The organism is Diaphorobacter sp. J5-51 (genome assembly GCF_001023515.1).
Lineage (GTDB): Bacteria > Pseudomonadota > Gammaproteobacteria > Burkholderiales > Burkholderiaceae_C > Diaphorobacter > Diaphorobacter nitroreducens.
In genome coordinates, this window is sequence record NZ_JSYI01000032.1 from 21,937 (window position 1) to 36,647 (window position 14,711).

General features: G+C 66.7%; 9 protein-coding genes. All 9 read left to right on the top strand.

The features are described 5' to 3' along the window. Positions 1–2 precede the first annotated feature (2 nt). The 9 genes from OX89_RS04440 to OX89_RS04480 all read left to right on the top strand — a co-directional run bounded on the left by OX89_RS04440 (position 3) and on the right by OX89_RS04480 (position 14,673). Positions 3–2,267 (top strand): methyl-accepting chemotaxis protein, encoded by a 2,265-nt coding sequence (locus tag OX89_RS04440; protein ID WP_047349732.1) that lies wholly within the window; start codon positions 3–5, stop codon positions 2,265–2,267. A 46-nt stretch (positions 2,268–2,313) separates the two neighbouring features. Beyond that, the gene (locus OX89_RS04445) at positions 2,314–8,412 is read left to right on the top strand and encodes an Hpt domain-containing protein (RefSeq protein ID WP_047349733.1); all 6,099 of its coding nucleotides are present in this window, start codon (positions 2,314–2,316) and stop codon (positions 8,410–8,412) included. Between the two features lie 125 nt (positions 8,413–8,537). Then, positions 8,538–9,137 carry a YqgE/AlgH family protein gene (locus OX89_RS04450; RefSeq protein ID WP_011806670.1) on the top strand — a complete coding sequence of 200 codons (600 nt, stop codon included), beginning with the start codon at positions 8,538–8,540 and terminating at the stop codon, positions 9,135–9,137. Further along, positions 9,134–9,553 carry a Holliday junction resolvase RuvX gene (gene ruvX / locus OX89_RS04455; RefSeq protein WP_015914192.1) on the top strand — a complete coding sequence of 140 codons (420 nt, stop codon included), beginning with the start codon at positions 9,134–9,136 and terminating at the stop codon, positions 9,551–9,553. The genes OX89_RS04450 and ruvX overlap by 4 nt, the downstream gene beginning before the upstream one ends. After that, positions 9,550–10,083: a bifunctional pyr operon transcriptional regulator/uracil phosphoribosyltransferase PyrR gene (pyrR, locus tag OX89_RS04460; protein ID WP_011806668.1), complete on the top strand. Its 534-nt coding sequence runs from the start codon at positions 9,550–9,552 to the stop codon at positions 10,081–10,083. The genes ruvX and pyrR overlap by 4 nt, the downstream gene beginning before the upstream one ends. 2 nt (positions 10,084–10,085) lie before the next feature. After that, positions 10,086–11,048, top strand: coding sequence for an aspartate carbamoyltransferase catalytic subunit (locus OX89_RS04465; protein ID WP_011806667.1), 963 nt, complete (start codon positions 10,086–10,088; stop codon positions 11,046–11,048). A 212-nt stretch (positions 11,049–11,260) separates the two neighbouring features. Next, positions 11,261–12,556: a dihydroorotase gene (locus OX89_RS04470; protein ID WP_047349734.1), complete on the top strand. Its 1,296-nt coding sequence runs from the start codon at positions 11,261–11,263 to the stop codon at positions 12,554–12,556. A 19-nt stretch (positions 12,557–12,575) separates the two neighbouring features. After that, on the top strand, positions 12,576–13,316 hold the full coding sequence (locus OX89_RS04475) for a 1-acyl-sn-glycerol-3-phosphate acyltransferase (protein WP_047349735.1): 741 nt from the start codon (positions 12,576–12,578) through the stop codon (positions 13,314–13,316). A 130-nt stretch (positions 13,317–13,446) separates the two neighbouring features. Next, the gene (locus OX89_RS04480; protein WP_047349736.1) at positions 13,447–14,673 is read left to right on the top strand and encodes a Yip1 family protein; all 1,227 of its coding nucleotides are present in this window, start codon (positions 13,447–13,449) and stop codon (positions 14,671–14,673) included. Positions 14,674–14,711 lie beyond the last annotated feature (38 nt).

Sequence of the window (14,711 nt, forward strand, 5' to 3'; positions counted from 1 at the left end):
CCATGTCCGTCGTCAATCCATTTGGAAAATTGTTTAACCGCAAGCCCGCCGACCCGGATGCTGAGCTGAACCCCGCTGACTTGGCGCAGCACCCGGCGGGCGGACTGCTTGCCGATGCGTACCAGACCGATGGCATGGCCAGCGTGCAGGGCGATCCCGGCGATGCGGCGCAATATCCCGAAGGGGAGTTTGCGGATGAAGACTTGGTCTCGCTGCCTCTGCTGGGCCGCGCAACCACTGCCGTCCACCAGCGCCGCCTGCTGATGCTGCTGGGTGTTGGCTTGGTGGTGCTCGCCTTGATTGCCGGCTGGGTGCTGCAGCAAGCCAACCGCTCGGCGCAGCAGCTGACGGCGACCGGCCAGTCGCTGATGCAGTCGCAGCGGCTTGCAAAGTCCGTGTCGCAGGCCTTGGTGGGCAGCCCCCAGGCCTTCCCCGAAGTGGTGGAGAGCTCGGGCGTGCTGGCGCGCAACGTGCGCGCACTCAACGGTGGCGACAACGAACTGGATGTGCAGGCACTGGGTGAGCCTTTCCGCCCCGAACTGGATGCCATCACGCCGTTGGTGGAGCGTGCCGAGCGCAACGCGGGCGTGGTGATGGGTCAGCAAAAGATCCTGACGCAGGTGGGCGACGCTCTGCGTACCATCAACCGCCAGTCCTCGGACCTGCTGGAGATCGCGGAGACGGTCTCGTCCCTGAAGCTTCAGCAAAATGCGCCGGCCTCCGAGATTTCTGCCGCAGGCCAGCTGGTGATGTTGACCCAGCGTATCGGCAAGTCGGCTAACGAGTTCCAAACGACGGAGGGCGTGAGCCCCGAGGCGGTGTTCCTGCTGGGCAAGGACTTGAACTCCTTCAAGGAAATCGCACAGGGCATGCTGGACGGTAGCGCCGACCTCCGCCTGGCTGCCACCCGCGACGCCCAAACCCGCGAGCAACTGGAGTCGCTCATCAAGCTGTATGAGCAGATGCGTACGCAAGCCGGCGCCATCCTGGGCAACCTCCAGGGTCTGGTATCCGCACGTGAGGCGCAGTCGGCCATCCTGGCAGACAGCGAACCGCTGCGCCGTCAACTGGAAGGTCTGCAAAGCAAGCTGTCGGCACAATCGGGCATGGGGGCGGGCCAGTTCGCCGCGCTCGCCGTGGCCGGTATCTTCGTGCTGCTGTGCGGCGTGGGTATTTCGCGCGTGCAGCTGCTGGACAGCCGCAGCCGCCAAGCCACGGCCGAAGCGCAGCAGCGTGATGCCAAGCGCCAGGAACAGGAAGCCAAGCGCATCAACGACGCCAACCAGGCGGCCATTCTGCGACTGATGAACGAACTGCAATCGGTCGCTGAAGGGGACCTGACGCAGGAAGCCACCGTGACGGAGGACATCACGGGCGCCATCGCCGACTCGGTGAACTACACGGTGGAAGAACTGCGCCAACTGGTGGGCAGCGTGCAGAAGACGGCAACCCGGGTGGCGCAGACGACGGCCATGGTGGACAACACCTCCACGGAGCTGCTCGCAGCGTCCACCGAGCAGCTGCGAGAAATCCGTGAAACGGGCCGTTCGGTGCTCGAGATGGCAAGGCGTATTAACGACGTGTCTTCGCAAGCGCAGGAATCCGCCTCGGTGGCCCGCCAGTCGCTGCAGGCCGCCGACCAGGGTCTGCAGGCCGTGCAAAACGCCATCGGTGGTATGAACGCCATCCGCGACCAGATCCAGGATACGTCCAAGCGCATCAAGCGCCTGGGCGAGTCATCCCAGGAGATTGGCGAAATCACCGAGCTGATCTCGGACATTACCGAGCAGACCAACGTGCTGGCTCTGAACGCGGCCATCCAGGCTGCCTCCGCCGGTGAAGCCGGTCGCGGCTTCTCGGTGGTGGCGGAAGAAGTGCAGCGTCTCGCGGAGCGCTCCGCAGACGCCACGCGCCAGATCTCGGCGCTCGTGAAGGCCATTCAGACCGACACCCAAGACGCGGTGGCCGCTATGGAGCGTTCCACCCAGGGCGTGGTGGAAGGAGCGCGTCTGTCGGACAGCGCAGGAACGGCGCTTTCGGAGATCGACCGCGTGTCGCGGCGGCTGGCCGAGCTGATTGAGCAGATCTCATCGTCAGCCTCCCGCGAAGCGGACCTCGCCAACGGCGTGGCAGACAACATCCAGCATATTTTTGCGGTGACGGAGCAGACCGGAGAAGGTACCCGTACGACTGCGCAGCAGGTGCGTGAACTGTCTCACGTGGCCGAGGAACTGCGCCAGTCGGTGGCGCGATTCAAGATTGCCTGACGTCTTCCATTAACGAACTTGCTCCGGATCAGCCGGGGACGAATCCATGTCATCTGTTGACGCCGCAAACGCACAGGGCGCCGATTGGGCCCAGGGCGAGCAGGATCTTGGGCCGCTCGCATGGGTGCTCGATGAACTGCGCAAATCCTTGGATGGTGCCGTCAAGGCCATGCGCCGTTTCGTGCGCGATGCCGAGATAGCGCGGGAGTCCGATCTCGCCTCACTGGACGCGGGGCCCTTGCGCATCGCACGCCAGCAACTCCACCAGGCCAGCGGCGCGCTGGAGATGGTGGGCATGGCGCCTCCGGCCCTGGTGTTGCGCGCCATGGAAACTGCGGTCCAGCGGTTCGTTCAGCGGCCGGAGACCTGCAGCGATGATGCAGCGGCCGTCATCGAGCGCGCCAGCTTTGCCTTGATCGAATACCTGGAGCATGTGCTCGCAGGCAAGTCCGTGTCGCCGGTGGCGCTGTTTCCCCAGTACCGCGAGGCGCAGACGCTGGCGGGGGGCGAGCGGGTGCATCCAGCGGACTTGTGGCCCGTGGAGCGGCGCTTCCATGATCCTGACGTGCCGGTTGCCGCTGCGCCGCTGCCCTATGGATCGGAAGCGCGTGCGCGGCTGGACAGCGCGGTACTGCGGCTGGTGAAGAATGCGGACCCGGGCGCCGCTGCAGACATGCAGACAACCTGCCTGGGCTTCGCCGCGGCGCAGACCGACCGCCAGGCCCGCGCTTTCTGGAAGATCTGTGCAGGCTTTTTCGAGGCGTTGGCGCAGCAGGCACTCAATCCGGACCTGTATGCCAAGCGCGTCGCTTCGCGCGTGCTGATGCAATACGCCACCTTGGCCAAGGGGGACACGGCGATCAGCGACCGTCTGGTGCAGGATCTTCTGTTCTTCTGCGCCCAGGCCGTGGTGCCTGCGACGGCGGATGCAGCTTCCCGCATGCCGGTACTGACGGCCGTACGGCGCGCGTTTGATTTGAATCGCTACCAGCCGGTGGACTATGACCAGCCGCGCTTCGGTCTTTTCGACCCTGCCATTCTTGCGCAGGCGCGCAAGCGCATTGCCGCAGCCACGGAAACCTGGTCCGCACTTGCGGGTGGAGACCGCAACAAGCTCAAACCGGCAGCGGACCAGTTCAGCCTGGTGTGCGATTCATTGCGCAAACTGCACCCGGACAGCGAAAGCCTGGCACTGGCCCTGACGCGTGCCCTGGAGGCCACCACACGGTCGGGCGAGCCTCCTTCGGCAGCGCTGGCCATGGAAGTGGCCACCTCTGTGCTGTATCTGCAAGCGTCCTTCGAGGAACTGGATGCCGCCCAGCAGTACATGGCGGAGCGAGCTGCGCGGCTGTCCGAGCGACTGGACAGCGTGGTTGCCGGCGGGGAATCGCAGCCTCTTGAACCCTGGATGGAAGAGCTGTATCGCCGCGTCAGCGACCACCAGACCATGGGTAGCGTGGTCGGTGAACTGCGTGCGACTCTGGCAGAGGCAGAGAAGTCCATGGACCAGTTCTTCCGCAGCCCGGAAGACATGACCCTGCTTGCCTCCGTGCCTGGCAGCTTGCAGCAGATGCGCGGCGTGCTGTCCGTGCTGGGACTGGATCAGGCCTCCTTGGCCGTGGTGCGCATGCGCGACACGGTCGAGCGCATGCTGACCAACGACCTGCCCGAGGAAGAGCGCCCGCAGGTTTTCGAGAAACTGGGCAACAGCCTAGGAGCGCTGGGCTTTCTCATCGACATGCTGAGCTACCAGCGTGCCATGGCGCGCAAGCTCTTCGTTTACGACGAAGAGCTGGGCGAGTTGCGTGTCCTCATGGGGCGGGCGCGTGCGCAACTGCCTCATCCGGGCGCGCATGATCAGGAAGCGCCAGCCGTGCCCGCGTTGGAGCTCCCATTCCCCGACGCACCCGAACCCGCGGCTGCGGCTGTGGTCGAGAGCGCCACGCCGTCTGCACTGGCGGACATTGATTTTTCGCTGCTTGACGTGGACGTGGCGACGTCGGAAGGCGCCGTTTCGGCGGTGGTCGCTCCGGAAGAGCCCGCGCTTCCAGTGGTTCCTTCGAGCAACGTCGCTGCCGCAGCCCTGCCGGAGGACGATGGCGAGGATGAACTGCTCGACATCTTCCTGGAAGAGGCGCGCGAAGTTGTCGCCACCGGCTTGTCGGCCATCGACGCGCTGCGTGCTGCACCGGGTGACCTGAGCGAGCAGACCACGCTGCGGCGGGCCTTCCATACCCTCAAGGGTAGCTCGCGCATGGTGGGACTGAACGAATTTGGTGAAGCCGCGTGGTCCATGGAGCAGACGCTCAATGCCTGGCTGGCCGAGCAAAAACCCATCAAGGACGCGCTGCTGCAACTCTCCTCCGAGGCGTTGGGCGCCTTTGGTCGATGGGCCGATGACATCGCAGCAGGAGCTGCCGACCCGTGGAAGGCCGAAGCCTTCCGGGTTGCGGCGGATGCGATGCGCACGGATGGCACGCTGCTGCCACTGGGCGTGCCCTCATCCGACTCCGCGGACACCACTGCGGCCTTGGCGCCGCAAGTGCCCGCAGAACCGCTGCTGCCTGACGAGCCCGTGTTGTCGGTGCCAGACCTTCCGGAGCCCGCGGCCGAACCACAAGCATTTGCCATTGAACCGCCTGCACCGCTCGAAGCGGTTGACGCCCACGCCAACGCTGCCGCGCTGGAGTTTGATCTGGTGCTGCCGGATGTCGACGTGCCGTCTCAGGACGCGACGGCGGGCCATGAGGAAGTGGGCGGCGACTTTGTCGACACCTTCATCGATGCGGATGAGGCCGACCAGGCCGTGTTGCCGGTGGAGGAGGTGCCCGCAGCTCCCGAGACGGTGACGGAGGAGGTGGATTTCTCCCTGTTCGAGGCTGCGCTGCAAGCCACCGATGCGCCAGCACAGGAGGTCGGCCAACCCGCTTCAACAGTAGCGGCTGACACGGTGGCGGAGCCGGCGGATAACGCATCGGCGGTGCGGCAGGACGAGACATTCTTTATCGGCACGGATGGCGTCCAACCCGAGTTCATCCTGGACGAGGAGCCAGCGGCGGACGTACCGTCTGCGCAAGCCGCTGAAACCGCGGCTGGGACGGACGGTCCGGTGGAGGAAGCGGTCGACGAAGCGGTCAAGGTCATCGAGCACCTGCGCATCGGCATACCGCTGTACAACGTGTACCTCAACGAGGCCGACGAATGGTCGCGCCGCCTCGTGACTGCGTTGCAGGAATGGTCGCTGGAATTGCACCAGCCGCTGCCGGACAGCGCGGTGGCGTTGGCGCACTCGCTGGCAGGCAGCTCTGCCACTGTCGGGTTCTCGGCACTGTCCAATCTTGCGCGTACCCTGGAACATACGCTGCAGCATGTTCAACTGCTGCAGCAGGGTCTCCCCGAGCATGCGCAGGCATTCAACGCCGCTGCCGAGGACATCCGGAGGTTGCTGCACCAGTTCGCCGCAGGCTTCCTGAAGGAGCCCAGCGCCTCGGTGCTGGAACAGCTCAACGAGATCCTGCAGACCGAAGTGATCAGCGGCATGGTGTCGCTGGAAGACCGTGCTTTCGCCGAGGCAGAGGCACAGGCACAGGCATTTGAGACGCTGGAGCCGGCTCCGGCAACGCCTCAGGGCACGGCGCATGCGACGGCCGTCGACGAGCCGGCTGCCCCATCGCCCGTGGTGGCGCCTACGCTCCCCGTAGGCCACGACCGCGTGATTGGCGATACTGCCGCGCCTGCCGTGTCGACCACCGTCGATATCGATGACGACATCGATGCGCTGGACAACATCGACCCCGATCTGTTCCCCATTTTCGAGGAAGAAGCGGTTGAACTGTTGCCCACGCTGGGTGGGGCGTTGCGCCAGTGGTCGTCCCGGCCGGAGAACCTGGGCGCACGCAGCGAACTGCTGCGCGCCCTGCACACCCTCAAGGGCAGTGCGCGCCTGGCAGGCGCGATGCGGCTTGGCGAAATGGCGCACCGCATGGAAACGGCCGTGGAGCAGATCGACACGGAAACCGTGGCGGCCGCAGACATTGAGCCCTTGCTGGTCAACTTCGACGCGTTGCAGGCGAGTTTCGACGCGCTGCGCGCAACTGGAGCGGAGCCGGCGGTACCGGCCGCTGAGCATGGACAGGACGCACAGGTGGTCCAATCCGCTCCCGCTCCCGCTCCCGCGCCAGGGCTTTCCCAGCCGCTCGCTCCGCCCGTTGCGTTGCGTGCGCCGTTGGGTGCGGCCCCTGCGCCGGCCCCCCTGCGTGCGGCAGGTGGGCATTCCGTGCGCGTACGTTCGCAACTGCTCGACCGGCTGGTGAACCAGGCTGGCGAAGTGATGATCGCGCGTTCACGACTGGACGTGCGCATGTCGCAACTGCGCAGTTCACTGACCGATTTGTCGGGCAACCTGGAGCGCCTGCGCCAGCAGTTGCGTGACATCGAGGTACAGGCGGAATCGCAGATGCAGTCCCGCTTGGCCCTGTCCAAGGACATGGCGGCGGGCTTCGATCCGCTGGAATTCGACCGATTCACCCGCGTTCAGGAACTGACGCGCATGATGGCGGAGTCGGTCAACGACGTGGCCACCGTGCAGCGCAACATGCAACGTGCGATGGAAGACGCCGAAGACGATCTGATCGCCCAGGGACGCCAGGCACGTGAGTTGCAGCGCGACCTGCTGCGCACGCGCATGGTGGAGTTCGAGGGCATCTCGGAACGCCTCTATGCGGTGGTGCGCCAGGCATCCAAGGAAACGGGAAAGCAGATCAAGCTGGACATTTCGGGCGGTTCCATCGAAATGGACCGCGGCGTGCTGGACCGCATGACCCCTGCTTTCGAACACCTGCTGCGCAACTGCGTGGGGCACGGCATCGAGGAACCCGAGACGCGCGCTGCTGCCGGCAAGGCTCCTGTGGGCTCGATCTCCATCGACTTGCGGCACGAGGGCAACGACGTGTCGGTGGCGTTCCGCGACGACGGGGCAGGCCTGAACATCGCCCGCATCCGGGACAAGGCCGTGGCGCAAGGGTTGATTGCGCCCGATGCGCAGCTGAGCGATGGCGAGGCGGCCAACCTGATCTTCATGCCGGGCTTCTCCACGGCGTCGGAGATCACGGGCCTTTCCGGCCGTGGTATCGGCATGGACGTGGTGCGCTCGGAGGTGAATGCCCTGGGTGGCCGCATCGAGACCTCTACCGAGGCGGGCAAGGGAACGTCCTTCCGCATGGTGCTGCCGCTCACGACAGCGGTGACCCAGGTGGTGATGCTGCGCGCGGGCAACCTGACCATCGGCGTGCCAGCCAACCTGGTGGAGATCGTGCGCCGCAGTTCCGGCACCGAGCTCGACGCTGCCTACGCCAGCCATACCTTCTCGGATGGCCTGGAGGATCTGCCCTTCTACTGGGCGGGTGCATTGCTCCAGTCGTCCTCGCGCAGCACGGAGGTCACGGGCAAGAGCCGCCCCGTGGTGATCCTGCGCAGCGCGTCTCAGCGCATCGCGATGCACGTGGACGAAGTGCTGGGCAACCAGGAAGTCGTGGTGAAGAACCTGGGGCCGCAGCTGTCGCGTCTGCCAGGCCTCGCGGGCATGTCCGTGCTGGCTTCGGGCACCGTGGTGCTGATCTACAACCCGGTGGCGCTGGCCACGGTGTACGGCGACCAGGTGCGCGCGGCCACGCACGCACCGGCGGTGGACCAAGCCGGCGCGGTGGTGGCTGCCGAGGGCGGCACGCCCGCCGCTTCGCTGCTGGTGCCGGTGCAGCAGGTGCCCTTGATCCTGGTGGTGGACGACTCGATCACCGTGCGCCGCGTCACGCAGCGCCTGCTGCAGCGCGAAGGCTACCGCGTGGCCCTGGCGGCCGACGGCCTGCAGGCGCTGGAGCGCCTGCAGGAAGAGCGCCCCGCGGTCGTGTTGTCCGACATCGAGATGCCGCGCATGGACGGTTTTGATCTCGCGCGCAACATCCGCTCCGATGCTGCGCTGCAGGACCTGCCGATCATCATGATCACTTCGCGCATTGCGCAGAAGCACCGCGACCATGCGATGGAACTCGGCGTGAACCACTACCTGGGCAAGCCCTACTCCGACGAGGAGCTGATGAGCCTGGTGCGCCACTACGCCAGCCTGAACACGGAGGCAGTGACCGCCTGACGGCGACGCAGTCCAGTGTCACCCAGGCCCGGCAGGCTGCACGCCTGCCGGGCCTTGTCTTTTGTGCGCCGGGGCGATGCCCTCGGATAACGGGCCGATGCGGTGGTTGGCCGTAAAATTGCCGCATGCCTGCCGATACCGCGCCCATGAATCTGACGCACCACTTCCTGATCGCCATGCCGGGCGTGGAAGATGCCTCTTTTTCGCGCAGTGTGGTGTATTTGTGCGAGCACAGCGAGCGCGGCGCGCTGGGGTTGATCATCAACAAACCCACGCCTATCAGCCTGGAAGGGCTGTTCGAGAAGGTGGACCTGTCCCTCGGGCGAGAGGATCTCACGCTGCAGCCGGTATTCCAGGGCGGCCCGGTACAGACCGAGCGCGGCTTCGTGCTGCACGAGGCCATGCGCGGCCCGCAAGAGAGCGAGGACGAGTCGCCCTACGCCTCCACGATGACCATCCCCGGCGGGCTGGAAATGACCACTTCCAAGGATGTGCTGGAGGCGTTGGCCCATGGTGCGGGCCCACGGCGCGTCCTCGTGACGCTGGGCTACTCGGCCTGGGGCGAAGGCCAACTGGAGTCCGAGTTGGCCGAGAACAGCTGGCTCACCGTGGGTGCGGACGTGTCGGTCATCTTTGAAACGCCTGTGCAAGAGCGCTATGACCGTGCACTGGGGTTGCTGGGCCTGCAGTCGTGGATGCTGTCGCCCGAAGCGGGGCATGCATGAGCGGCCAGCCTGCTCCAGCCGTCGTCCCCGCGCATTTCCAATCCTTTCTGGCTTTCGATTACGGGCTCAAGCGCACCGGCGTCGCCGTGGGTACGCGCATGCTGCGCAGCGCCACGCCCCAGGGCACGATCCGCGCGGAGGGCGATGCCCGCTTCGCCCAGGTGGCCGAGCGTATCCGCGAATGGCAGCCCGATGCCCTGGTGGTGGGCGTGCCGCTGCATCCCGACGGGGCTGCCCATGAGAACACCGCCCGTGCGCTCAAGTTCGCGCGCCAGCTGCGCGGGCGCTTCGGCCTGCCGGTCTTCGAGGTGGACGAGCGCTACAGCACCACCGAGGCCCTTTCTGCGGGCGCGGCTGATGCCGACGCCGCGTCGGCCTGCATCATCCTGGAACAGTTTTTGAGGAACCTGCCATGAGTTCTGCTACGACCCCGCCGGGTGCCACGCGCCCGGGCCATCTCACGCTGGATGCCGAGGCGCTGTACGCCGAGCTGCTGCGCGGCGTGCGCATGCTGCGCGAATCTGACACCTACTTGGCGGGCATCGCCTCGGGCGGTGCTTGGCTGGCCGAGCGTCTGCAAAAGGACCTGGGCTTGCCGGGCCAGGCCGGGGTGCTGTCGTCCGCCATGCACCGCGACGATTTCTCCCAGCGGGGCCTGGCCTCCAGCGCGCAGACCACGCTGCCGTTCGACGTGAATGGTGCGGACATCCTGGTGCTGGACGATGTGCTCTACACCGGCCGCACCATCCGCGCCGTACTCAATGAGCTGTTCGACTACGGCCGCCCGGCGCGCGTGCGCCTGGCGGTGCTGGTGGACCGCGGCGGCCGCGAGCTGCCGGTGGCCGCCGAGTTCGCTGCGGCGCGCGTGGCGCTGCCGCCCACGCAATCGCTGGCACTGGCCCGCAGCGAGGCCGGCGCTTTCCATTTCGACGTCAAAGAGGTCTGACGGTGCTGTACAAGCGCAACCCCCAACTCAACAAGAACGGCGAGCTGATCCACCTGCTGTCGATCGAGGGCCTGCCCAAGGACATCGTCACGCACATCCTGGACACGGCCACCAACTTCGTCAGCGTCCAGGAGCGCGAGGTCAAGAAGGTGCCGCTGCTGCGCGGCAAGAGCGTGTTCAACCTGTTCTTCGAGAACAGCACGCGCACGCGCACCACGTTCGAGATCGCGGCCAAGCGCCTGTCTGCCGACGTGTTCAATCTGGATATCGCGCGCAGCTCCACCGCCAAGGGCGAGACGCTGCTGGACACCATCGACAACCTGAGCGCCATGGCGGCGGACATCTTCGTCGTGCGCCACAGTGAATCGGGCGCGCCCTACCTGATCGCACAGCATGTGGCGCCGCACGTGCACGTGGTGAACGCCGGGGACGGCCGGCACTCGCACCCCACGCAGGGGCTGCTGGACATGTACACCATCCGCCATTACAAGAAGGACTTCTCCAACCTCACGGTGGCCATCGTGGGCGACGTGCTGCATTCGCGCGTGGCGCGATCGGACATCCATGCCCTGACCACCCTGGGCGCGGCCGAGGTGCGCGTGGTGGGCCCACGCACGCTGGTGCCTTCCGACATGGCGCAGATGGGCGTGCGGGTGTTCCACAACCTGGAGGAAGGCATCAAAGGCTGCGACGTGGTCATCACGCTGCGCCTGCAGAACGAGCGCATGAGCGGTGCGCTGCTGCCTTCCAGCCAAGAGTACTTCAAGAGCTTCGGACTCACGCCCGAGAAGCTGCGGCTGGCCAAACCCGATGCCATCGTCATGCACCCGGGCCCCATCAACCGCGGCGTGGAGATCGACTCCGCCGTGGTGGACGGTCCGCAGGCCGTGATCCTGCCGCAGGTCACCTTCGGCATCGCGGTGCGCATGGCGGTCATGTCCATCGTGGCAGGGAATGAAGCATGACCTCGCTGAGCCGCTTCGCGCAATCCCCCCGGGGGACGCCGCGAACACGGCGGGGCGGCCCTTGCACGGCGGCCCCGACCTGGGTTGCCCCAGTTTCATGGGGTGTGGGTGGCGCACGGCGCCATGGATCACCCGGATGACTCATTTGCTATTGTTTTAATAGCTGTTAGCGCTTGTGGGACGGGCGTTAGCGGCCAATTTGGCTTAGAACCATGACAATCCTCATCCAGAACGGCCGCGTCATCGACCCCGCCAGCGGCCTCGACAAGGTGTGCAACGTGGCGCTGGCGGCGGGCCGCATCATCGCGGTGGACCGCGAGCCCCAGGGTTTCACGCCCACCCGCGTGATCGATGCCAGCGGCTGCATGGTGCTGCCGGGTCTGGTGGACCTGGCGGCGCGCCTGCGCGAGCCGGGGCATGAGCATGAGGGCATGCTGGAGTCCGAGATGGCAGCGGCCGTCGCGGGTGGGGTGACCAGCCTGGTCTGCCCGCCCGACACCGACCCGGTGCTCGACGAGCCTGGCCTGGTGCAGATGCTCAAGTTCCGCGCCGAGAAGCTGCACCAGGCGCGGCTGTTCCCCTTGGGCGCAGTCACGCGTGGGCTGGCCGGCGAGGTGCTGACCGAGATGGCCGAGCTGACGGAGTCCGGCTGCGTGGGCTTCAGCCAGGCCGAGGTGCCGCTGACCAGCACCCAGGTGCTGCAGCGCGCGCTGCAGTACGCCGCGACCTACGGCTACACCGTCTGGCTGCGCCCGCAGGAACTGCACCTGGGCAAGGGCGTGGCCGCCAGCGGCCCCCTGGCCACACGGTTGGGCCTGTCGGGCGTGCCCGTGGCGGCGGAGACGATCGCACTGCACACCATCTTCGAGTTGCTCAAAACCACGGGCGCGCGCGTGCACCTGTGCCGCCTGTCCAGCAGCGCGGGTGTGGATCTGGTGCGTCAGGCCAAGGCGGCCGGCCTGCCGGTGAGCTGCGACGTGAGCATCAACTCGCTCATGCTCACCGATGCGGACATCGGCTACTTCGACAGCCGCGCGCGCCTCACGCCGCCGCTGCGCCAGCAGCGCGACCGCGATGCGCTGGCCGCGGCGCTGCTGGATGGCACCATCGACGCGTTGGTGTCCGACCACACGCCTGTGGACGAGGATGCCAAAGCTTTGCCATTTGCCGAGGCCGAGCCCGGCGCGACGGGGCTGGAGTTGCTTCTGTCCGTGGCGCTCAAGTGGTCGCAGGAAGGCGGCGCGCCGCTGCAGCGTGCGCTGGCCGTGGTCACCGCAGAGCCCGCGCGGGTGCTGGGCACGTCGCTGGGCACGCTGCAGGCCAGCGTGGGCCGCATTATCGAAGGCGGGGTGGGCGACCTGTGCGTGCTGGACCCTGCGGCGCATTGGACCGTGCAGGCCGACGCACTGGCCAGCCAGGGCAAGCACACGCCGTTCTCGACCTATGAACTGCAGGGCCGGGTGCGCTGCACGCTGGTGGGCGGCCAGGTCGCGTTCGAGCGCGGCTGAGCGACGCCGGCACACGCACATGCTGCGGGGATTACGGGCCTGCTGGCGGGTGTTGCGGCTGGTGCTGCACGCTGCACAGGGGTTGCTGGTGGTGGCGTTGCGCTTTCCCCGCCTATCGGTGGAGCAGCAGCAGGCGCGGGTGCAGGCGTGGGCGCTGGGCCTGCTGGCCTGCGCGGGGGTCACGCTGGAGGTGCGCGGCACCCCGCCGAGCCAGGGGCCGGTGCTGCTGGTGGCCAACCATCTGTCCTGGCTCGACATCCCGGTGATGCATGCGGCGCGCTACTGCCGCTTCATCTCCAAGTCCGACGTGCAGGCTTGGCCCATCGTCGGCACGCTCGCCACGGCAGCGGGCACGCTGTACATCGAGCGCGCGTCGCGGCGCGATGCCCTGCGCATGGTGGGCAGCATGCGGGATGCCCTGTTGCGGGGCGAAATACTGGCGGTGTTTCCCGAAGGCACGACCGGCGACGGGCGCACGCTGCTGCCCTTTCACCCCAACCTGCTGCAGGCTGCGCTGCAGGCGGACGTGCCCGTGCAGCCCATCGGCCTGCGCTTCGTGGACCGCGCAAGCGGCCAGACCACCCACGCCCCGAGCTACATCGGCGACGAAACGCTGGTGGGCTCCATCTGGCGCACGCTCACCGCGCCGCCCATCACGGCGGTCGCGCATTTCGGCATTCCCGAGCGTGCGCAGGGGCGCGACCGCCGGGTGTGGGGCCAGGCATTGCATGCCGCAGTGGACGATCTGCGCCAACGCTGAATAGCCTCCTGCTGTCGCCAAAAGTGCACATGTGTGTGCAACGGGGCTGTAACGGTCTGTTTACATCCATCGCATCGACATGCGCCTGCAGTATGGTGCGCCTCTTTGCCAATAACCGAGGGAGGGATGCATGCAACTGATGGAGCGCGTGAAGGGGATTTTGCTCAAGCCCCGCGAGACCTGGGCCGCCATTGATGGGGAGCCTGCCGATACGGCACGCCTGTTCACGGGCTACCTGATGATCCTCGCGGCCATTCCGGCCGTCTGCGGATTCATCGGCATGTCGCTGATCGGCATGGGAGGCTTTGGCTTCAGCATGCGCGTGCCGGTGCTCGCCGGGCTGGCCAACATGGTCGTATCCTATGTGTTGAGCCTGGTCGGCGTGTATGTGCTGGCCCTGGTCATCAATGCGTTGGCACCCATGTTCGGCGGCACCCAGAACCAGGGACAGGCGCTCAAGGTCGCGGTCTACGCCAGCACGGCCGCCATGCTGGGCGGCGTGTTCAGCTTGTTGCCGGCGCTGGCCATCCTGGGCTTGGTGGCGGCGCTGTATTCGCTGTACCTGCTGTACCTGGGCCTGCCGCTGCTGATGCGCAGCCCGGCTGCGCGCGCCGTGCCCTACACGGCGGTGGTCGTGGTGGTGGCCATCGTGCTGGGCATCGTCATTGCGGCCATCGGTTCGCTGTTCATGCCGCATGGCCCCGCCATGTGGGGCAGTGCGGGCGGCCCGGCCGTGGTCATCGACACGCCGCGTGGGCAGGTCACGCTGGATACCGCCAAGCTGGAAGAGGCCGGCAAGAAGATGGAAGAGGCTGCCCGCCGCATGGAGCAGGCGCACAAGAGCGGCGATACCCAACAGATGACCGAAGCCGCAGGGCAGGCGATGGCGGCGGCCATGGGAGGTGCCAAGCACCAGACGGTGGGGGTCGATGCGCTCAAGGCCGCGCTGCCCGCCAAGCTGGGTTCGCTGGAACGCACCAGCTATGAGGTCCACGACGGCGCTGCCACAGGCCTGCCGACCAGCCAGGCGGAGGCCGAGTACGGCAACGGTGACAAGGTTGTGCGCATTTCGGTCGTGGATGCGGGTGCATTCGGCCAGTTGGCCCAGCTGGCAGGCATGGTGCAGGGCGAGCGCGAGAGCGACGGCATCGTGGAAAAGACCTGGCAGGAGAATGGCCGCACGTTGCACCACAGCTACGCCAAGGACGGCAGCCAGGCGGAACTGCGCGCGGTGCTCAAGAACGGCGTGGTGGTCACGGTGGAGGCGGAGAACCTGCCGTTGAAGGACGTACAGGGCTTCATGGGCCAGATCGACCTGGCCGCGCTGGAGAACCTGCCGCGCAAGGACAAGTCTTGAGCCTGGCGCCCCCCGACGGCAGGGGCGCTTGAGGGAGC